The organism is Bradyrhizobium sp. 45, from assembly GCF_023073155.1.
Classification (GTDB): Bacteria; Pseudomonadota; Alphaproteobacteria; order Rhizobiales; family Xanthobacteraceae; genus Bradyrhizobium; species Bradyrhizobium canariense_D.
The window spans coordinates 1,092,188-1,109,880 of record NZ_JADPIX010000122.1 but is presented as its reverse complement, the minus strand read 5'-3'; the positions used below and the strand labels follow the sequence as shown (position 1 = coordinate 1,109,880).

General features: G+C 64.4%; 18 protein-coding genes and 3 pseudogenes. 11 read left to right on the top strand and 10 right to left on the bottom strand.

Annotation, left to right across the window (positions count from 1 at the left end):
* Positions 1-305: 305 nt before the first annotated feature.
* From IVB42_RS25750 to IVB42_RS25740, 3 genes and pseudogenes are all read right to left on the bottom strand, one after another.
* Positions 306-1,472 (bottom strand): cytochrome P450, encoded by a 1,167-nt coding sequence (locus tag IVB42_RS25750; protein ID WP_247294072.1) that lies wholly within the window; start codon positions 1,470-1,472, stop codon positions 306-308.
* Between the two features lie 77 nt (positions 1,473-1,549).
* Positions 1,550-2,338: a helix-turn-helix transcriptional regulator gene (locus IVB42_RS25745; RefSeq protein ID WP_026232612.1), complete on the bottom strand. Its 789-nt coding sequence runs from the start codon at positions 2,336-2,338 to the stop codon at positions 1,550-1,552.
* 128 nt (positions 2,339-2,466) lie between these two features.
* A pseudogene (locus tag IVB42_RS25740) lies at positions 2,467-2,808 on the bottom strand (DUF2200 domain-containing protein); the annotation flags it as partial.
* 320 nt (positions 2,809-3,128) lie between these two features.
* Between IVB42_RS25740 and IVB42_RS25735 the strand changes: the two are divergent.
* A complete protein-coding gene (locus IVB42_RS25735; RefSeq protein ID WP_018453871.1) occupies positions 3,129-3,710 on the top strand; it encodes a hypothetical protein in 582 nt (193 codons plus the stop codon).
* Between the two features lie 28 nt (positions 3,711-3,738).
* On the opposite strand, the pseudogene IVB42_RS25730 reads toward IVB42_RS25735, so the two are convergent.
* A pseudogene (locus tag IVB42_RS25730) lies at positions 3,739-4,943 on the bottom strand (LLM class flavin-dependent oxidoreductase).
* Between the two features lie 98 nt (positions 4,944-5,041).
* Positions 5,042-5,965, bottom strand: coding sequence for an acyltransferase family protein (locus IVB42_RS25725; RefSeq protein WP_247376466.1), 924 nt, complete (start codon positions 5,963-5,965; stop codon positions 5,042-5,044).
* Here IVB42_RS25725 and IVB42_RS25720 point away from each other — a divergent pair.
* The 3 genes and pseudogenes from IVB42_RS25720 to IVB42_RS25710 all read left to right on the top strand — a co-directional run.
* A pseudogene (locus tag IVB42_RS25720) lies at positions 5,958-6,263 on the top strand (nitrate reductase cytochrome c-type subunit); the annotation flags it as partial. The gene IVB42_RS25725 and the pseudogene IVB42_RS25720 sit on opposite strands and share 8 nt — an antisense overlap.
* The gene (locus tag IVB42_RS25715; RefSeq protein ID WP_018453867.1) at positions 6,260-6,913 is read left to right on the top strand and encodes a NapC/NirT family cytochrome c; all 654 of its coding nucleotides are present in this window, start codon (positions 6,260-6,262) and stop codon (positions 6,911-6,913) included. The pseudogene IVB42_RS25720 and the gene IVB42_RS25715, both read left to right, overlap by 4 nt.
* An 89-nt stretch (positions 6,914-7,002) precedes the next feature.
* A complete protein-coding gene (locus IVB42_RS25710; RefSeq protein ID WP_018453866.1) occupies positions 7,003-8,118 on the top strand; it encodes an ATP-dependent RecD-like DNA helicase in 1,116 nt (371 codons plus the stop codon).
* Positions 8,119-8,212: 94 nt separating this feature from the next.
* On the opposite strand, the gene IVB42_RS25705 is transcribed toward IVB42_RS25710, so the two are convergent.
* Positions 8,213-9,910, bottom strand: coding sequence for a caspase family protein (locus tag IVB42_RS25705; RefSeq protein WP_085359416.1), 1,698 nt, complete (start codon positions 9,908-9,910; stop codon positions 8,213-8,215).
* 245 nt (positions 9,911-10,155) lie between these two features.
* On the opposite strand from IVB42_RS25705, the gene msrA reads away from it, so the two are divergent.
* The 4 genes from msrA (at position 10,156) to IVB42_RS25685 (ending at position 12,073) form a co-directional block, all read left to right on the top strand.
* On the top strand, positions 10,156-10,860 hold the full coding sequence (msrA, locus tag IVB42_RS25700; protein WP_018453864.1) for a peptide-methionine (S)-S-oxide reductase MsrA: 705 nt from the start codon (positions 10,156-10,158) through the stop codon (positions 10,858-10,860).
* 15 nt (positions 10,861-10,875) lie between these two features.
* Positions 10,876-11,295: a peptide-methionine (R)-S-oxide reductase MsrB gene (msrB, locus tag IVB42_RS25695; RefSeq protein WP_018453863.1), complete on the top strand. Its 420-nt coding sequence runs from the start codon at positions 10,876-10,878 to the stop codon at positions 11,293-11,295.
* A gap of 108 nt (positions 11,296-11,403) precedes the next feature.
* The gene (locus tag IVB42_RS25690; protein ID WP_083926348.1) at positions 11,404-11,568 is read left to right on the top strand and encodes a DUF3309 family protein; all 165 of its coding nucleotides are present in this window, start codon (positions 11,404-11,406) and stop codon (positions 11,566-11,568) included.
* A 211-nt stretch (positions 11,569-11,779) separates the two neighbouring features.
* Positions 11,780-12,073: a hypothetical protein gene (locus tag IVB42_RS25685; RefSeq protein ID WP_007596188.1), complete on the top strand. Its 294-nt coding sequence runs from the start codon at positions 11,780-11,782 to the stop codon at positions 12,071-12,073.
* A 79-nt stretch (positions 12,074-12,152) separates the two neighbouring features.
* On the opposite strand, the gene IVB42_RS25680 is transcribed toward IVB42_RS25685, so the two are convergent.
* Complete coding sequence (locus IVB42_RS25680) at positions 12,153-12,710, bottom strand: DUF4112 domain-containing protein (RefSeq protein ID WP_247294068.1); 558 nt, start codon at positions 12,708-12,710, stop codon at positions 12,153-12,155.
* Between the two features lie 61 nt (positions 12,711-12,771).
* Positions 12,772-13,197: a DUF5413 family protein gene (locus IVB42_RS25675; RefSeq protein WP_085349175.1), complete on the bottom strand. Its 426-nt coding sequence runs from the start codon at positions 13,195-13,197 to the stop codon at positions 12,772-12,774.
* 132 nt (positions 13,198-13,329) lie between these two features.
* Here IVB42_RS25675 and IVB42_RS25670 point away from each other — a divergent pair, with 132 nt between their 5' ends.
* The 3 genes from IVB42_RS25670 to IVB42_RS25660 all read left to right on the top strand — a co-directional run bounded on the left by IVB42_RS25670 (position 13,330) and on the right by IVB42_RS25660 (position 14,376).
* Positions 13,330-13,575 carry a cysteine rich repeat-containing protein gene (locus tag IVB42_RS25670; protein ID WP_026232611.1) on the top strand — a complete coding sequence of 82 codons (246 nt, stop codon included), beginning with the start codon at positions 13,330-13,332 and terminating at the stop codon, positions 13,573-13,575.
* Positions 13,576-13,612: 37 nt separating this feature from the next.
* Positions 13,613-13,840 (top strand): hypothetical protein, encoded by a 228-nt coding sequence (locus IVB42_RS25665; RefSeq protein ID WP_018453858.1) that lies wholly within the window; start codon positions 13,613-13,615, stop codon positions 13,838-13,840.
* 260 nt (positions 13,841-14,100) lie between these two features.
* The gene (locus IVB42_RS25660; RefSeq protein ID WP_051112961.1) at positions 14,101-14,376 is read left to right on the top strand and encodes a hypothetical protein; all 276 of its coding nucleotides are present in this window, start codon (positions 14,101-14,103) and stop codon (positions 14,374-14,376) included.
* A 156-nt stretch (positions 14,377-14,532) separates the two neighbouring features.
* Here IVB42_RS25660 and IVB42_RS25655 read toward each other — a convergent pair whose 3' ends face one another.
* Together IVB42_RS25655 and IVB42_RS25650 are read right to left on the bottom strand one after the other, a co-directional pair.
* Positions 14,533-16,158: a hypothetical protein gene (locus IVB42_RS25655; RefSeq protein ID WP_018453856.1), complete on the bottom strand. Its 1,626-nt coding sequence runs from the start codon at positions 16,156-16,158 to the stop codon at positions 14,533-14,535.
* A gap of 37 nt (positions 16,159-16,195) precedes the next feature.
* A complete protein-coding gene (locus tag IVB42_RS25650) occupies positions 16,196-17,488 on the bottom strand; it encodes an adenylosuccinate synthase (RefSeq protein WP_018453855.1) in 1,293 nt (430 codons plus the stop codon).
* Positions 17,489-17,693 lie beyond the last annotated feature (205 nt).

Genomic DNA, 17,693 nt, shown 5'->3' with positions numbered 1-17,693 from the left:
CGGCTTATCGGAGGTGTCGAGACGCGCGGAAAAATAGCGATGCATGCACTGCGCACGTGGCGGAGCGCATGATTAATCTTTCGATCCACGGAGCGAACGCAGGGGATATTTTTCCGCACGCGAATGTGAAAAACGCACGCAACCGAGCCGAGAAATTAAAAATCGCGAAAACAACCCCATGCACAGTAGCCGGGGCGCGCGAAAACAATGACTTACGCTTATCCGAAATTGACCTTGACTCGTCGGGCAAAACAGGAGCAGGATGGCATCGTGGCGGCGTTGCGGATGGACCGGTCCCTGCCGGCCTAATGCAGCCATCTCACCGGTAGATTCTGCAGCCCGCGAAAGGCCCATCCGCCGATCCGTACCGGCTCGTCGTCGGCGATCTCGAGCCGGCCGGCACGGGCGAACAAGGTCGGCAGTGCGACGTCGGCAATCATGGCGCGCGAGGCCCAGGCGCCGGCGCAGAAATGCGGACCGGCGCCGAACGCGACGCTCTTGGCCGTATCACGCCGCACGTCGAACTGGTCGGCGCGCTCAAAATGCTTCTCGTCGCGGTTGGCGGAGCCGAACATGAGGAATACGCGTTCATCGGTTTCGAACGCGACGTCGCGGATCGTCCACGGCTTTGCGATGCGCCGCGGCGACATGCCGATCGGCGAGATCCAGCGGGCATATTCCTCGAAGGCCTGGAGCCACGTCACCTCGCCCTTGCGCACGAGATCGAGCTGGTCGGGATGGGTCAGCAGCGCCCACACCGTGCCGGCGATCGCCTTGCGCGGCTCGTTCTGGCCGCCGGAGATCGCGAGCTTGACGTTGGCGCGCACGCTCTCCATCGCCATGCCGGACGCGAGGAGCACGCCGAGGATACTCTGGTCGGGATGCTTGCGCATCACCGGCAGGATGTCGTCGATCGCGGCATCGATGCCCGACGTCGCTGCATGGCAACGCGCCTCGACGGCCGCGTCGCCGCTGTAATTGGCGATGCCCTCGATCATGCCCTGTGACCAGGCGTCCATGTCCGCAAAGCCGATATTGGTGAGGCCGGTGATCGACTTCAGGCATTCGCCGGAGAACGGCAACGCGAAGTCGCGCATGAAATCGATCCGCCCGGGCTCGATCGCTTCGATGATGCGGTCGGCATGGGCCTGGAACAGCGCGGCCCAGTGCGCCTTCACCGTCTTCGGCGACACCGTTGGAAACATCGCGCGGCGCTCGACCTGATGCGCCTCGCCGTCCTTGCGCATCATGTTGTGGCCCATCAGCCGGTTCATCAGGCCCGCGGGCTGGTGCGAGGAGAACACGTCGATCTGCTTCTCGGAGATCGAGATATCGTCGCGGCTCGTCAGCAGTGTCGAGCCGAGCTGCGGCACGAAGGCGATCGGCGCCTCCTTGCGCATCGTTGCCAGCATCGGATATGGATCGGCCCAGAATGCGGCCGGGTCGATGTCGATGCGCGGCGCGGTGCTCAAGCTTCGCTCCATTGCTGTTCGCCACCGAGGTTAGCGGCTTCAGGAGGCGCCGTCTGTCCCCAGCGATTGGGACAGCTTCAGTTCAGGCCGCGCGGGCCGGCGAGCAGGCGCAGCACGATCGCAAACAGCTCGCTTTGTGACGAGATGCCGAGCCGCTCATAGGCGCGCTTGCGATAGGTTAGCGTCGAATGCAGGCTGATGCCGAGCGTCTGCGAGATCGCCTCGGAGCTGAAGCCGGAGAGGATGCGCCGGCAAACGTCCTGCTCGCGCGGGGTGAGGCTGGCGAGCGGCGCGCGCGTCGCGAAGAGCGCGGCGAGAGACTGCTCGGTCGTCGCAGCCGAGCCGTGCTGGAAATGGCGTGCCACGCTCGCACTGATGGCCGGTGCGATGGCCTGAAGCCGCGCACGCTGGGGGGCGCTGAAGCGGCCCTGGACAGCGATGCGATAGAAATTGACGTAGAAGCAGGTGTCGTCGACCCAGATCGCGGTCGCGCATTTGTCGACGATGCCGGAATCCACAAAGAACATTTTTCGGTAGCGGGCGCCGTACATGCGCGGCGCGAAGGCGGGCAGCACGAGCGTGGCGCGGCCCTCGCCTTCGAACAGCGCATCGCGGTTGGGATCGGATTGGTGGAACTGGCCGGCATAGGCAGCGCCGAGATCGCCGCCGATCGGGATGTTGCCGGCATCGAGCAGGCAGTGTGCGGCGCCCGCGCGGCTCAGCGCGAACACCATGCAATGCCCGACCCCGGCCTGCCGACGCAACGTCTCGATCAGGACATCAGGGAAATCCGGGCGACCGATGGCAAGCACGGCGGGCGTGACATCCCCAGCTGCCGGATTTGCGGGCGTCCCGCGAGGGCGCATCGTTTTCTCCCCATCGCCTTTTGACGAAATTTATCAGCAATGGCCGCGCAGCGGAAGGCGGGTGTCGCCCGATATCTCCTGCCACGTCGCCGAGCCGGCGGACGAAGGGGCTCAGGAAGCACTTTTGGCAGAATCCTGTCCATTGCTTTTCCCTTGGCCAGCTCATCGATCAGCTTGTCCAGGTAGCGGATCTCTCGCATCGTGGGTTCTTTGACGTCCTCGACCCGGACGCCGCAAACCACGCCTGTGATCAGGGTTCGCGAAGGATTGATCTTTGGGGCCTTCGCAAAGAAGGTTTCGAAGTCCGTCCCCTGCTCCAGTTGAGCTTCCAATTCCGTCTGACCATAGCCCGTCAGCCAGGAGATGACCTGATCGACCTCTGCTTTGGTACGTCCTTTCTTCTCCGCCTTCGCAACGTAAAGCGGGTAAACGCTTGCGAAGCTGGTGGTATAGATCCTGTGTTTCGCCATAACCACTCCATGGATCTCGCTGCGGCCGAAGGCCTTATACGATATCATCGATGGAGTTGCCTGTAGAGGTTCTGACTGAGAAGCCCCGCGAAGCAATATACGGCGGCAAATGCGCTCCATCAAAGCGCCAGTGATATCGGTCACTGAGCGTTCAAGGCAGTTGCGGCACTCTGCATCGTGCCAGCGCAACCACGTTCCGGGCGGCCGCTGAGGTGACTGTCTCGACAGTGTTTTGCCGGCACCCCCTGCTAGGTTAGCAGAATTCGCACCCAGCAGGGTATGCTCGGATGTGAAGCTTACTCCAAGGCAAAGGCGCAGCTATGTTCAAGGTCGAACCCACGCTTGAAAATCTCGCATCGCATATCCAGCGGCAGGACCGGTCACTGAAGGCTATGAGTTGGAGCGTTTTGGGGGCTACGATCCTGGCGGCTGCGGCGATCATTTCATCGCAATGGCATGCGACCGCTAATGCCGATACAGTCAAGGCCAAGACCCTGTCTGTGGAAACAATTGCCTTACGAAATGGCACCGGCAAAATCGTCGCCTTGATCTCATCCACTTCCGACGGAACGCCGCACATCTCGCTCTTGGATAGCCGCGAGAAGGTGCGTCTCAGCATCGGGCTTCGCCAGGATGGCGTACCTTCGGTGTCGCTCCTCGATACGGAGCAGGGTCAGCGGGCAGTGCTGTCCCTGAACGATCATCAGGATGCGTCCTTGACGATGTACAATGCTGCAAAACTTCCCCGTGCGACGCTCGCTGTGGACTCCGTCAGCTCGGGTCACATGGTTCTCTTCGGGACCGGCGGTGGTCTAAACTTCTCCGCTTTGGATGGCCGCGTGCAGTGGACTCCGGCGGGCGGAGCCGTTCAGAACATCCAGACGAAAACCCAATCCAAATAAACTCAGCCGGCCGCAGCGGCGAAAGACCCTACCCCGCCGCCGCCTTCGCCGGCGGAACGTTGATCGCGAGCTTGCCATAGCGGTCGGTGAACGCCTGCGTGTCGATCTCCTCGAGCTTGATCTCGCCGCTCATGACGCCCTGCTTCCAGGCCGCCTGCGCGGGATCGTTCTGGAATTCCGGCATCACCTCGCGGCCGAACAGCTCCAGCGATTCGCAGATGTGCTCGTGGCTGTTCTTGCCCGCCTGGTTCAGCAGGATGACCTGGTCGATATGCGAGCCCTGGAAGCGCTTTAGCTTCCTGCGGATCGTCTCGGGCGAGCCGATCAGTCCGCCGCGCAGCGCAGCCTCCTGCGCCTCGGGATTGTCGCGTTTCCACTTGTTGTACTCGTCCCACATGTTGACGGTATAGGGCGCCGGACGCTGGCGATTCTGCGACGCGCCGTAGAAGCGTAGCGCGAACTGGAAGAAGGTGGCGCCGTCGGCGCGCGCACGCGCCTCCTCGTCCGTCTTTGCGCACATGAAGAACGACACCAGCGCCATGTTCGGGTTGATCTCGTAGTCGGCGAGCTTGGCGAGACGCTTGGTCATGGCGTTGTAATAGGCGTGCACCCAGGCGTGCGCGGCGTCTGCGCTGACGAACTGGAAGCCGAGCGCACCAAAGCCCTGGCGGCCGGCGCGCTCGATGGTCGGCAGCTGCGAGCAGGCCATCCACAATGGCGGATGCGGCTTCTGCACCGGTTTTGGCACGAGTTGCGCAACGGGATGTCGAAATATTTGCCGTGGTGCTCGCTTCCTGCGTCCTTGAACATCGGGAAGATCGCGGCGACGGCCTCCTCGAACACCTCTTTCTTGGTCTCCATGTCGCGGCCGAACGGCGTGAGCTCGGTGATGGAGGCGCTCTCGCCCATGCCGAATTCGCAGCGGCCGTTGGAGAGCAGATCGAGCACCGCGACGCGCTCGGCGACACGTGCGGGGTGGTTGGTCGTGAGCTGGAGGATGCCGTGGCCGAGCCGGATGTTCTTGGTGCGCTGGCTCGCGGCTGCGAGAAACGATTCCGGCGAGGGCGAATGCGAGTATTCTTCGAGGAAGTGATGCTCGACAACCCAGGCGTGGTCGTAGCCGAGGCTGTCTGCGAGTTCCATCTGCGACAGCGCGTTCTGATAGAGGCTGAGCTCGTCGCCGGCCACCCACGGCCGTGGCAGTTGCAGCTCATAGAAGATGCCGAACTTCATGACGCCGTCTCTCCCAGGTTTTGTTGCAAGTTTTCTTGCAAATTTTCTTGCCGCTTATGTTTTTGTTGCGGGCATCTTAATGGGCGGGGCGGCGCTGTCTACGCAGTCGCAATTCCGCCTTGCGGGAGAAGGTGCTTTTCGGCGCGGCGGCCATTCAGGACCACGCCGATGAAGGTGAAGCGCACCAGCAGATGATAGCTCGCCAGCATCGGAGGAAGCGCGACGACGAGAAGAACACCGAACTTGATCAGACCGGGCCAGTCGAGCTGCGACAGCGCGACCTGCAGCGCCATCACGATCGGCAGGTGGATCAGATAGACCCAGTAGGATGCATCGGCGAGATAGCGCCAGGTCGGGCTGAAGCCGGACATGAAGCGGAGCGCGAGGCCGATGACCGCAAAGGTCGAAATCCATATCGCCGGCGCATACAGGATCACGGAGACAAGCCGGAGCGTGGCGAAGCCGAAAGGCAGTTTCAGTGCCCCCGGCGCGGACGTCATCGCCCCAACCAGCACGAAACTGATCAGGATCAGAGTGATTGCGAGCAGAAGATGCGGGAGCCAGCGCCGCTCAATCAGTCGCAGCAGATCGATCTGCCGATGCAGCAGCCAGCCGATCGCGAAGGCGGTGCCGAAGCCAATCCAGGCCTGCGCGTTGGTGACGAGCGATTGATCCGGCGTCCTCACGCCCGTCACGTTGATCCAGCGTTGGTCGAGGCAGAAGGCGGCGCCGATCGGGATTGCCAGAACAAGGGGGGCCAGCGGACTTTTCATGATCCCGGCGAAGACGCGGTCAATCACCGCTCGCCACCTGCCTGACGCATCTAGCCAGACAAATGCGCCGCGCAGCAGCAGCACGACGACATAAAGCTCCAGCAGCACATAGATGAACCAGAGATGGGTCAGGGGGAAATTCGGCAGCACCGGTGGCCAGCTGCGGGACCAGCCGCCGTTCGGGAAATGAGACGCCCAGATCGCGATGAAGTACATGGGCGTGAACAGGATCGGCCAACCCGTGCGCAACTATCCGGAGCAGCCGCCGGTGATCCCGCACACGATCGACGGCTATCAGATCGACCTCAACGGCAACAAGTGCCTGTCCTGCCATGCGCGGGCGCGCATCGCGGAATCGCAGGCGCCGATGGTCTCGATCACCCACTTCATGGACCGCGACGGCCAGTTTCTGGCTTCGATCTCGCCGCGCCGCTTCTTCTGCACGGAATGCCACGTGCCGCAGAACACCGCCAATCCGCCCGTCAGCAACGACTTCACCGACATCGACACGCTGCTGTCGCGCGCAAGCCCCGGTGGCCGCCGATGACGACGACCGCTGATGAACCCGGCGAGGGACTGAAGGCCAGACGCGGCTTCGTCGCGCGAAGCTGGGACTTCGCGCGCGAGCTCTGGCAGGTGCTGATCCGTCCGAGCTCGGTGTTCGGGCTCGGCGTGCTGGTGCTGGCGGGCTTCATGGCCGGCGTGATCTTCTGGGGCGGCTTCAACACCGCGCTGGAATTGACCAACACCGAAAAATTTTGCACCGGCTGCCACGAGATGAAGGACAACGTCTTCGCCGAGCTGAAGTCGACCATCCATTTCGCCAACCGCTCCGGCGTGCGCGCGACCTGTCCGGATTGCCACGTGCCGCACAACTGGACCGACAAGATCGCCCGCAAGATGCAGGCCTCCAAGGAGGTCTGGGGCAAGATCTTCGGCACGATCGACACCCGCGAGAAATTCCAGGATCACCGGCTCGAACTGGCGGCGCATGAATGGGCGCGCTTCAAGTCCAACGATTCGCTGGAATGCCGGAACTGCCACAGCGCCGATTCCATGGACATCACCAAGCAGTCGCCGCGCGCCTCGGTCGCGCACCAGCGCTTCCTGTTCACCAAGGAAAAGACCTGCATCGACTGCCACAAGGGCATCGCCCACCATCTGCCCGACATGCGCGGCGTTCCCGGCTGGCAATAGGGCGCCCCGCCCGGCTTGAACCAGCGGTGCGAATGGTTAGTTTTGGGGCTGGCGAATCGCTCCGTTTTCGCCCCCTCCTCAAGACAGACATGGCCACATTCACCCCGCATCAGGATGCCGCGCTCAAGGCCGTTGGCGACTGGCTCAAGGCCAAACCCGGCCGCAACGGCACGCCGCCGGTGTTCCGCCTGTTCGGCTATGCCGGCACCGGCAAGACCACGCTGGCGCGGCACATCGCCGACGGCGTCGACGGCGAGGTGAAGTTCGCCGCCTTCACCGGCAAGGCGGCGCTGGTCATGCGCAACAAGGGGTGCGACGAAGCCTCCACCATCCATTCGCTGATCTACCGCACCCGCGAATCCGGTGAGGAGCAGCCCAGCTTCGAGCTGTGGGACGACGCCCCGGCCTCCAAGGCCAAGCTGATCGTGATCGACGAATGCTCGATGGTCGATGCCGAACTGGGCCGCGACCTGATGTCGTTCGACTGCCCGCTGCTGGTGCTGGGCGATCCCGCGCAGCTGCCGCCGATCCAGGGCGGCGGCTTCTTCACCAATACCGAGCCCGACGCGATGCTGACCGAGGTGCACCGCCAGGCCCAGGACGATCCGATCGTGCGGATGTCGATGGACGTCCGCGAGGGCCGCGAGCTCGACATCGGCCGCTACGGCGAGAGCGAGGTGGTGTCGCGCAAGGAGCTCGACCCTGATCGCGTCATGGCCGCCGACCAGGTGCTGGTCGGCCGCAACAACACGCGACGCGCGTACAACATGCGGGTGCGCCAGCGCCAGAACATCGAGGACATCTTCCCCGTCGCCGGCGACAAGCTGGTCTGCCTGCGCAACAACCGCAAGAAGGGCCTGTTCAACGGCGGGCTGTGGCGCGTGAAGTCGCGCAACACCTCGCGCTCGAAATCCCGCATTCTCAGCATGAGACTGTCGCCGGACGAGGATCTCGGCCACAAGGTGACCAAGGTCTCGGTGCGCGCCGATTGCTTCGAGGGCGGCGTCGAGGCGATCGCCTGGGAGCAGCGCAAGCCCTATGACGAGTTCGACTACGGCTACGTGCTGACCGTGCACAAGTCGCAGGGCTCGCAATGGGACGACGTCGTGCTGTTCGACGAGAGCTTTGCGTTTCAGGAGAGCCGGGCGAGGTGGCTGTACACGGGCATCACGCGGGCGGCGAAGCGGCTGAGCATCGTGGTTTGAAACTGCGGTAGTCCGGATGGAGCGCAGCGTAATCCGGGGTTAGCTCCGCGATCGTGATTCCCGGATTTCGCTGCGCTCCACCCGGGCTACGAAGTCACTTCCCCGCGACGAAATAAAAATCCTCGCGCCCCGGCGGCGAGCCGTAGGAAAACGGCTGCTGCTCGTGCTTGGTCACAAGCCAGACATCGTCGCGAACGATGTCGAACAGTTTTCGGATCTCGACGCGCGGCATCTTGATCTCGCGAGCGAGCGCGGTGGCGAACGGGCTGTCGGCGCCGCCGTCGCCATCCATCGCGGTCTCGCCGTGCTTGGCGGCGTAGACCACCATGAAGCCGGCGCCCGGCTCGATGTTGGAAAAGCCCTTGTCCACGAGCTTGAGCGACAGCGTGCGCTGCATGGTCGGCGCGAACGGATTGTCGCGACAGGCATCCAGCATCACCAGACGCACTTTTCGCGCAGCGCCCACCGCCGCGATCACCTGCTCCAGCGCGACCGCCTGGGTCTCGGCGTCCCTGTCGGCGGCGAGCTTGGCGTCGACGGGAACGAGATAATTCACGCCGCCGATCTCGAACCCGTGGCCGGCATAATAGACCACCGCCCAATCCGCCTTCTCCGCCTCGGCGGCAAACGTCTGCAACGCTTCGAAGAACTTGTCGCGGGTGAGGTCGCTGACGGATATCACGGTCTGGAAGCCGACATCGCGCAGCGCGGCTGCGATCATTTTCGAGTCGCGTGGCGGATTGGGCAAGGCGTGGACGTTCTTGTAGGCGCCGTTCCCGATCACCAGCGCCACACGGCGCCCCGTGGATCCGGCCGGTGCCTGCGGGGTCAGCGCGGCCAATCGCTCCTGCGCGATCGCGCGGGCGCGCGCGACGTCGAGCTCGTCGAACTTCGTCAGCGAATAGGCCGCCGCACGATAGTCGGCACGGGCCTGGGCGAGATCCTTCTTGCGCTCGTAGATCTGGCCGCGACCTGAATGTGCCCGGACGTTGTTCGGGTTGATCTGGATGGCCGTGTTGTAGTCCTTCAGCGCGGCGTCGAAATCGCCCTTCAACATGTTGACGTCGGCGCGATTGTTGATCGCGTACGTGTTCTTCGGCTGCTTCTCGATTAGGCCGTTGCAGTCGGCGAAGGCCTGGTCGAACTTGCCCATCATGCCGTAGGTGATGCAGCGGTTGCCGGTGATCTGCTGCGCGGCCGGTTCGATCTTCTCGGCCTCCGCGAAATCGGCAATCGCGCCGTCAAAATCCTGCATCAGCGTGCGCACGCGGGCGCGGTTGGTGTAGCCGAGCAGGAACCTGGGCGCGTATTTGATCGACAGGTTGAAATCGTCGAGCGCGCTTTGCAGCGCACCCCGGCGCAACTGGATGACGCCGCGGTTGTTGTAGGGGACACCGTAGGTCGGGCGCTTCTGGAGCGCGAGGTCGTAGTCCGCCATCGCATGATCGTCCTGGCCCGTCCGCTCATAGGCGAGGCCGCGCAAATTGAGCGTGACGACGTTGTCGGGATCGAGGTCGACGGCCATGGACAAGGTCTCGATGGCGTGGCCGTAGTCGCGCTTGTTGAGCAGTGTGTTACCGCGCACGGAGAGCGCGATGGCCTTGTCCTTGCCGGTGAGCCGGTCGGCGTTGAGCAGCTTGTCGCAGGCCTGCGCCCTCGCCTGTGCATCCGCCTGGCGGTCGCGGCAAATGGCGAGGTCGTCGCCGGGTTGCGGTTCGGCCGCCGCGAGCGAGCTCCAGCCGGCCAGGATGGCGAGCACGACGACGAGGGTCAGGGATGCCACGCGCAGCATGTTGTCAGGTCAGCTCCAGCCACGATTCTCTTAAGTCGATCACCGATCGCGCCGGTTCATCTAGCGCGGAGTTCCGGTCGTCGCCAAGCCGGGCCGCTGGAGGCGGCGCGTTTCACGGACTCGTGTCCCTCCGGCCGTAACAATCGCCCGGTCCGCCCGTATCTCGAATGTCCGAAAATGCCGGGCAGGCTGTTCGCCCGGCCCCAACCGCCCTAGACTGTCAGACCTTCCGAAAGAGGATCGCCATGCGCCGACCTGCCGTCCTGTCCCTGCTCGCCGCAACCACCGCACTGACGCTGGCCTTTGCCGCGCCGACCCGGGCCGCAGAGGATGCGGTCGTGATCCCCGCTCCTGCCGTTGATGTGGCCCCCGCAAGCGGGATCCAGACCGCCGTGATCGCCGGCGGCTGCTTCTGGGGCGTGCAGGGCGTGTTCCAGCACACCGCGGGCGTCGTCAACGCGGTCTCCGGCTACGCCGGCGGCACCAAGGCGACGGCCGACTACCAGACCGTCTCGAGCGGCCGGACCGGCCACGCGGAATCCGTCGAGATCAAATACGACCCCAAGAAGATCTCCTACGGCAAGATCCTGCAGATCTACTTCTCGGTGGCGCACGACCCGACCCAGCTCAACCGGCAGGGCCCCGACACCGGTCCGCAATATCGCTCGGCGATCTTCACCACGTCCGACGAACAGAAGAAGGTGGCCGAGGCCTATATCGCCCAGCTCAACGGCGCCAAGGTCTTCAGCAAGCCGATCGCGACCAAGGTCGGCGCGCTGGAGGCATTCTATCCGGCGGAGGCCTATCACCAGGATTATCTGACCCTGCACCCGAACCAGCCCTATATCGCCTACAACGACCTTCCGAAGGTCGAGAACCTGAAAAAGCTGTTCGCGGATAACTATATCGAGAAGCCGACGCTGGTGAGCGCCAGCAAGGCCACCAACTGAAAAAACGGGAGACCCATGCCCGACACCAAGACGAAAACCACGGACGACAAGGTCATCAAGAGCGAAGAGCAATGGCGCAGCGAGTTGTCGCCGATGCAATTCGCGGTGCTGCGCGAGAAGGCGACCGAGCGTCCCTTCTCCGGCGAATATGAGCACGACCACCGCGCCGGCACCTACACCTGCGCCGGGTGCGGCAACGTGCTGTTCGAGTCCGACGCGAAGTTCGATTCCGGCTGCGGCTGGCCGAGCTTCACCCAACCCGCCGTCGAGGGCCATATCGAAGAGGAGCGGGACGTCAGCCACGGCATGATCCGTACCGAGGTGCTGTGCGCCAAGTGCAGCGGTCATCTCGGCCATGTCTTCCCCGACGGCCCGGGACCGACGGGCTTGCGTTACTGCATCAATTCCGCCGCGCTGAAGCTCGAACCCAAATAAACCTTGCGCGGCGCCGAGTTCCGTCATGGAACCCGGCGCCGCGATGTGCTTTTCTTCCCTGGTGGTGCGGCTGGCCATGGCGTGGCGGCGGCCGCCAGGGAGGATGCCATGACGCTTGGGACCATCCTGATCATCCTGGTGATCATTTATCTCGTCGGCGGCCTGTCGGGCCGCTTCGGCGGCTACGGCTACGGAATGGGTCATTCCGGCATGGGGATCGGCGGCCTCGTCCTGGTGGTGCTGCTCGTGCTGCTGCTCCTTGGCAAGCTGTAGACCATTCAAGTCGCTGATATTCCTGCAATTTCCCGGGCTGCGGAGCTGCCATGCGCAGATTCATCATCTCGCATCGCGGGGGTCGCAATTTTGTCAAAACGGGCTATATTAGAGGACGAAAATGACATGTGCGGCGCCCACTCAATCGTGGCCTCTGCCCGTCCCAACCCCACGCGCTTAAAGCCCCAGAGAGATCACGAGGTCTTTGACCATGCGTCCACTGCGTCCGTTCAACTTCAACACTTCCGCCGAACTCTTCCCCGCTGCGATCCGCAAGAAGAAGCGTGCAGGCTTCACCTATCGCCGGTTCGGCACCGCGGCCGAAGCCGTCCAGTTCGCGATGGAGCAGTTGCCGACGGATTCGCTGAACGGCGCCTATCTCCAAGTCGAAGAAGCGCGCTTCGACCAGAACGGCATCCGGTCGCTCTATGAGAGCGAAGCCTTCCCGCTGCCCCGCCACCGCAAGCCGGTGGAAGCCAGCACCGACGCTGCCGACGCGGCGTAAGTTTTCGTCACGCGCTCCGATGTGCGCTGAAAGCGCGATGGCCCGAAAGGCCGTCGCGCTTTTTGCGTTTTGGGGCGTGTCAGATGCGAGGCTGCTTGTCGAGCCAGCGGCGGAGCAGGCGCACGTTGCGCATGTTGGCACGGAACATGACGTCGAATGCGTCGCCCGCGAACGGGACGATACCGACGACGCCGTCGAGGGCGACATTTCCGAGCATGCGCGCGGTGATGTACCAGGGCGCCCCGAGCGCCCTCGCCTCTTGCACCAGCCAGAGCGAGATCGCGGTGGTGATGATGTCGCCGACGACGGGGATCAACCCGATCAACCCATCGATGCCATAGCCGATGTTGGTTCCGGGCAGCACGAAGGCGACGTCGAGCAGCTTTGCGATCGCCTCGATCCGCGCGATCCGCTGCTCGCGCGTTAGATTGCCAAACGGGTTGCCGGCGAAGGGACTGTCCTTCCCGAACTCGAAGCGAAATTCGCGAAAGCCCTGCCCCAGCGTTTCGGGCCGGATCTCGTGACCGTCCTGATCGATGATCGGCCCACGCCCGTCGGTGCCCGAAGAGGCCGCACCCGAGCGGCTTCCCGAACGGGATCGACGCGGAGCAAGAATATCGTCATCGGACATGGTCATGGCCTGTAGGGAACGCGCCAGCGCGGCGGAGGTTGCTGCGGCGTGATCGAAGGTCGCGCCCTCAAGTCTGTGCCGCCGCCGGCTGCGGCTCCGCGACATATTTATGCACGAGCCAGGATGAAATCACCGCCGGCACGAACCCGACGAGGCCGTACAGGATGAACTGCACCGCGCCCGAGTCCGGCCCGCGCGAGCTGTAGGTCAGCGAGGCCAGGATGAAGGCGAACACGCCGACCAGCAGCATCCGCAGCACCGGGCCGATCCGGCGGACGTGGACCAGGATATCGTCGACCGCACCGATCATCAGCGAGGGCAGGAAGCCGAACAGATAACTGTATTGCAAGGATTTGAAGAACACCGCGAACAGCTTGCCGACCTCAGCGAGACTGGTCTGGGTCCAATAGCCGGACTGATAGGTCGTCGTCAGCAGCAGCAGGAACCCGCCCACGAACGGGCCGACCAGCGCAAACACGAGATAGCGTTTCATCAGGCACCCTCATCCTTCACCTTACTATAGCAGCGCCGCGGGAACCTTGAATAGCGGGGGTGCGGGCTCTGCGCTGGGAACAAGCGGCATAGCGACGGACTTGAAATTCACCTCTCAGATTTGGAGCCGCCGATGTCCCGCAAACTGTTCTTCCTGGCGACGATCGCACTGACGGCCGTGAGCGGCCTGTCGAACGCGCCCGCTCTCGCACAAGGCCATATGGGTTCGCCGCAGGAGCAGCAGGCCTGTTCGCGGGACGCCTCGCGCTTCTGCCGCAAGGACCTCGGCAATGACGGTGCGGTGCAGGCCTGCCTGCAAGCCAACCGGACCAAACTGTCGCGGTCTTGCAGCAAGGTCTTTCAGAGCCACGGCATGTGAGGACCGGAACCATCCCCGGCGAACGGAGAGTGAAGCCATGTTGCGCGACGAACAGCTCTCGATCCTCAGGGACATCAGCCAATCCATCGCCTTTGCCGACGACCGGCACGGCAAGATAGGCGAGCTGATCGCCGACGGTTATGTGATGAAGGACGGAGATCTGTTCGAGCTCACGGCAAAGGGCGTTACGGCGGTCGAAGAGCATGCAGCGCTTGGCGCAAGCGATGTGGAACAAGCGAGCGTATCCTCCGATCGGTTGATCTGATCGCACGCGAGTCGCGTTGTGCGTGACGTGCGCGCAACAATTGCGAATTCCTTTTTGCCTGCCATTGCGGTCGCGCAACAATGGCGCATACTTGGCTCGGGCGGCGCAGCACTTTTCGATTCGAACATCACCAGAGATCGAGCAACCACATGCGGGATTGAGGTCCCGGCGTGATGGCTGAGACATGCGGCAGGTCAAGCCGCGTGCGGCGCCCCAAAACCAAGTGGCTCAAGCCCACGGAACTCGGGGACGCATTCTACATGACACGCAATCAGACGATCGCAACTCTCTTCGCCCTCGCCACCACCGCCATCGCAATCCCGACATCGCCAAGCTTCGCGTTCTCGTCCGAAGCGCAGCAGATGTGCTCGGGCGATGCGATGCGGCTGTGCTCCAGTGAGATCCCCGACATCCCCAGGATCAGGGCCTGCATGGTGCAGAAGAAGGCTCAGGTCAGCCCGGGCTGTCGCGCCGTGATGGACCGCGAGCACGCCGCCGCGACAGGATCGCGCAAGCGGGAAGCAGCCGCGCAATAGAGAGAGCGTATCTGCGGCCATCCTGAGGGCCCGCCCAAGGGGCGGGCCCTCAGGATGAGGTCTCGTTTCGCGGCGAGATATCAAACCCTCATGGTGAGGAGCCCGCCAAGGCTGGCGTCTCGAACCATGCAGGCCGAGGTCTCACGGAGTAGAGATCTAGTCGCCCCACTGCGCGAAGGCGTCGTTGAAGGCGCGCTCGCCGGGAGCGCCCTTCTCGATGGCGATGATGGCGCGGCGCTGGTTGGCGTAGACCAAGGGCACGTCGAACCAGGAGCGCTCCTTCAGCAGCTGGACGTTGCGGCTGCGGTCGGCATCGACGTTGGAGAGGCCGACCAGGAAGAAGCCGTCGGTGACCTTGACCGCGAGGCCTGCGAGCGGCGTGCCGCGTGCCTGCTCGTTCGACTTCATCAGGATGCCCGGCACGTTGGAAACGCCGCCGCCCGGAAAGTCCGGCGGCAGGACGAAGGTCAGCTCCGCGGTGTGGCTCGCCGGCAGCGAGGAGTCGGTGTTGCGGCGGAACGACATCGTCATCTTGAACTTGCGGTCGGGAATCTCGATGTCGGCGCGCACGGCGACGTCGGCCTTCTGGTTGCCCGACGCCTTGATCGGCTCGAGCCGCCACACCACCGAGCCGACATATTGCTTGCCCTTCGGATCGGATGGATCCTCGTCGTAGAGCACGACTTTCTGCGCCACCGGCGCGACCGGCTGGTCGCTGGCCGAGGGCTGGCCGACGCGATCCGGAATCTTGGGCTTGCTCTGCGGCTGAGACGAATCCTTGGGCGCCTCCACCACCTGCGTCGGCGAAGACTTCAACAGGTTGGTCGCGGTCTGGACCAGCTGCTTGCCCCACAGGATGCCGGCACCGACCAGGATCAGCACGATGCCGACGGCGATCGCGCTCTTGAACGGAAAGGCGCGGCCGGTGCGGGCGCGCTTCTTCTTGGGTTCGCGGTCGAGAACGGGGATGTGCGGACGTTGCGACGGCGGCTGCGACGGCGGCGCGTAGCGCTCAGCTTCCTCGATCGATTCGTCGTAGGAATACGGCGCGTCGGCTCCGGCGCCGCGATTCTCCAGGCTCGGCTCGAGCCGGTCGAATTCCGGCGAGGGCGAGGGCACGTTGGCGTAGGTGCGGCGCGCCGCGCGGTTGGCCTGCGCGGCGGCGCCGCCGAGCTCGTTGGCGTCCGCCGTGATGTCGCGGAAGCCGCGCACGCCCGGTGCGGGCGGCAGCGGCGGTGGCGGTCCCATGTCCGGCGGACGGCGCCCACCAGCGCGATCACGTCCGACCGGCGGAGGCTCCGGCATCGACGACGGGGCCGGCGGACCCGGCTGCCGCGGCGCGTCGAAACGCGGGGCCCGCGGCGCACGCGGGGCGTCGCCCTGGTCATCGACATTGAAGGAGGGCCGGTCAGCCCGCGGCGGCGGCGGAGCCGGACGGGTGCGCGGCGGGGCAGCCGTTTGCGGCGCGGGCGAGTTGCCCTCGGTGGCGCGGGTGCTGGCGCGGCGGAAGGCGTCGCCGCTGCCGCTGCTGCGGGCGCCGCCAGCGGGGCGCGAGGCCTCGCGGGCACGCTGGGCCGCCTCTGATTCGACCTTGCGGACGGCCTCTTCCAGCGAGAGGCGCTCGCGGGTGATCTCGGATTCCGAGAGCGGCGGCTGCACGCTGCGGAGCTGCGCGATCAGCGCCGTGCGCGCCCGCTCATAGAGCGCGCGACGGCTCTCGCCGGGAGCGTTGGGGTCCAGGGCGGCAATAGCGCGGGCGATCAGCGGGTAGTAATCAGCCATTTCTACTCAATTATACGCGCGTCCCGGTAAGAGATCGTTAAGCCTCAAACGGATTTTGTACCAGGATAGTATCCTCGCGTTCGGGGCTGGTGGAAAGCAGCGCCACCGGGCACCCCACCAATTCCTCGATCCGGCGGACATATTTGATCGCCTGGGCCGGCAGCTGGGCCCAGGACCGCGCATTGGCGGTCGGCTCCTTCCAGCCCTCGATGGTCTCGTAGATCGGCTCGACCCGGGCCTGGGCGCCTTCGCCCGCCGGGAAATGATCGATCTCCTTGCCGTCCAGCCTGTAGCCGGTGCAGACCTCGATCGAATCGAAGCCGTCGAGGATGTCGAGCTTGGTCAGCGCCAGACCGTTGATGCCGCAGGTCCGGACCGCCTGGCGAACCAGAACCGCATCGAACCAGCCGCAACGGCGGGGCCGCCCGGTATTGGTGCCGAACTCGCGGCCGCGCTCGCCGATCTTGCGGCCGGTCTCGTTGTCCTGCTCGGTCGGGAATGGGCCCTGGCCGACGCGGGTCGTATAGGCCTTGCAGAGGCCGAGCACATAGCCGACCGCGGCGGGGCCGAGGCCCGAGCCGGTCGCCGCCTGCGCCGCCACCGTGTTGGACGAGGTGACGTAAGGGTAGGTGCCGTGATCGACGTCGAGCAGGGCGCCTTGCGCGCCTTCGAACAACATGCGCTTGCCCTCGCGCCGCTTGATGTCGAGCAGCCGCCACACCGTCTCGGCATAGGGCAGGAGCTGCGGCGCGAGCGCGGTCAATTCCTTCACGATCTCCTTGCCGTCGAACTCCGGCAGGCCGAGGCCGCGGCGCAATGCGTTGTGATGCGCCAGCAGCCGGTCGATCTTGTGCGGCAGGGTGTCGAGATCGGCGAGGTCCATCAGGCGGATGGCGCGGCGGCCGACCTTATCCTCGTAGGCCGGGCCAATGCCACGGCGGGTGGTGCCGATCGCGGTCGCCGCATTGGCGGATTCGCGATGCGCGTCGAGTTCGCGGTGCAGCGGCAGGATCAGGGTGACGTTCTCGGCGACCCGCAGATTGTCCGGGCCGACCGCGACGCCCTGCGACCGCAGCTTGGTGACCTCGTCGAGGAAGGCGGCGGGATCGAACACGACGCCGTTGCCGATCACCGACAGCTTCTGCTCGCGCAGCACGCCCGAGGGCAGCAGCGCCAGCTTGTAGGTCTTGCCGTTGATCACCAGCGTGTGGCCGGCGTTATGGCCGCCCTGGAAACGGACGACGATGTCCGCCTGCTCCGACAACCAGTCGACGATCTTGCCCTTTCCTTCGTCGCCCCACTGGGCGCCGACGACGACAACATTGGCCATTCGCGGGTAATCCCTATGCAATCTGTCAGATGCGCCCAGCCCAATCACGGCCGGGGCCGCTCGAACGCGAGGCAGCCAACCGGATAAAGGATGCAGCCTCTCTAGGCAAGCAAGAACGGGACTTTTTCGAGGCCGCGAGCGCACTCCAAGCCTTTGATATCCCCTGAAAATCCAGAAACCTTCGCGGCGGGTGCAATGCTTCGAC

Coding starts and splice junctions, on each gene's coding strand:
- IVB42_RS25660 (WP_051112961.1), top strand. CDS start 14,101: ATGACACGCAATCAGACGATCGCAACTCTCTTCGCCCTCGCCACCACC.
- msrA (WP_018453864.1), top strand. CDS start 10,156: ATGCGCCGACCTGCCGTCCTGTCCCTGCTCGCCGCAACCACCGCACTG.
- IVB42_RS25735 (WP_018453871.1), top strand. CDS start 3,129: ATGTTCAAGGTCGAACCCACGCTTGAAAATCTCGCATCGCATATCCAG.
- IVB42_RS25655 (WP_018453856.1), bottom strand. CDS start 16,158: ATGGCTGATTACTACCCGCTGATCGCCCGCGCTATTGCCGCCCTGGAC.
- IVB42_RS25710 (WP_018453866.1), top strand. CDS start 7,003: ATGGCCACATTCACCCCGCATCAGGATGCCGCGCTCAAGGCCGTTGGC.
- IVB42_RS25670 (WP_026232611.1), top strand. CDS start 13,330: ATGTCCCGCAAACTGTTCTTCCTGGCGACGATCGCACTGACGGCCGTG.
- IVB42_RS25650 (WP_018453855.1), bottom strand. CDS start 17,488: ATGGCCAATGTTGTCGTCGTCGGCGCCCAGTGGGGCGACGAAGGAAAG.
- IVB42_RS25685 (WP_007596188.1), top strand. CDS start 11,780: ATGCGTCCACTGCGTCCGTTCAACTTCAACACTTCCGCCGAACTCTTC.
- IVB42_RS25680 (WP_247294068.1), bottom strand. CDS start 12,710: ATGACCATGTCCGATGACGATATTCTTGCTCCGCGTCGATCCCGTTCG.
- msrB (WP_018453863.1), top strand. CDS start 10,876: ATGCCCGACACCAAGACGAAAACCACGGACGACAAGGTCATCAAGAGC.
- IVB42_RS25745 (WP_026232612.1), bottom strand. CDS start 2,338: ATGCGCCCTCGCGGGACGCCCGCAAATCCGGCAGCTGGGGATGTCACG.
- IVB42_RS25705 (WP_085359416.1), bottom strand. CDS start 9,910: ATGCTGCGCGTGGCATCCCTGACCCTCGTCGTCGTGCTCGCCATCCTG.
- IVB42_RS25665 (WP_018453858.1), top strand. CDS start 13,613: ATGTTGCGCGACGAACAGCTCTCGATCCTCAGGGACATCAGCCAATCC.
- IVB42_RS25690 (WP_083926348.1), top strand. CDS start 11,404: ATGACGCTTGGGACCATCCTGATCATCCTGGTGATCATTTATCTCGTC.
- IVB42_RS25715 (WP_018453867.1), top strand. CDS start 6,260: ATGACGACGACCGCTGATGAACCCGGCGAGGGACTGAAGGCCAGACGC.
- IVB42_RS25675 (WP_085349175.1), bottom strand. CDS start 13,197: ATGAAACGCTATCTCGTGTTTGCGCTGGTCGGCCCGTTCGTGGGCGGG.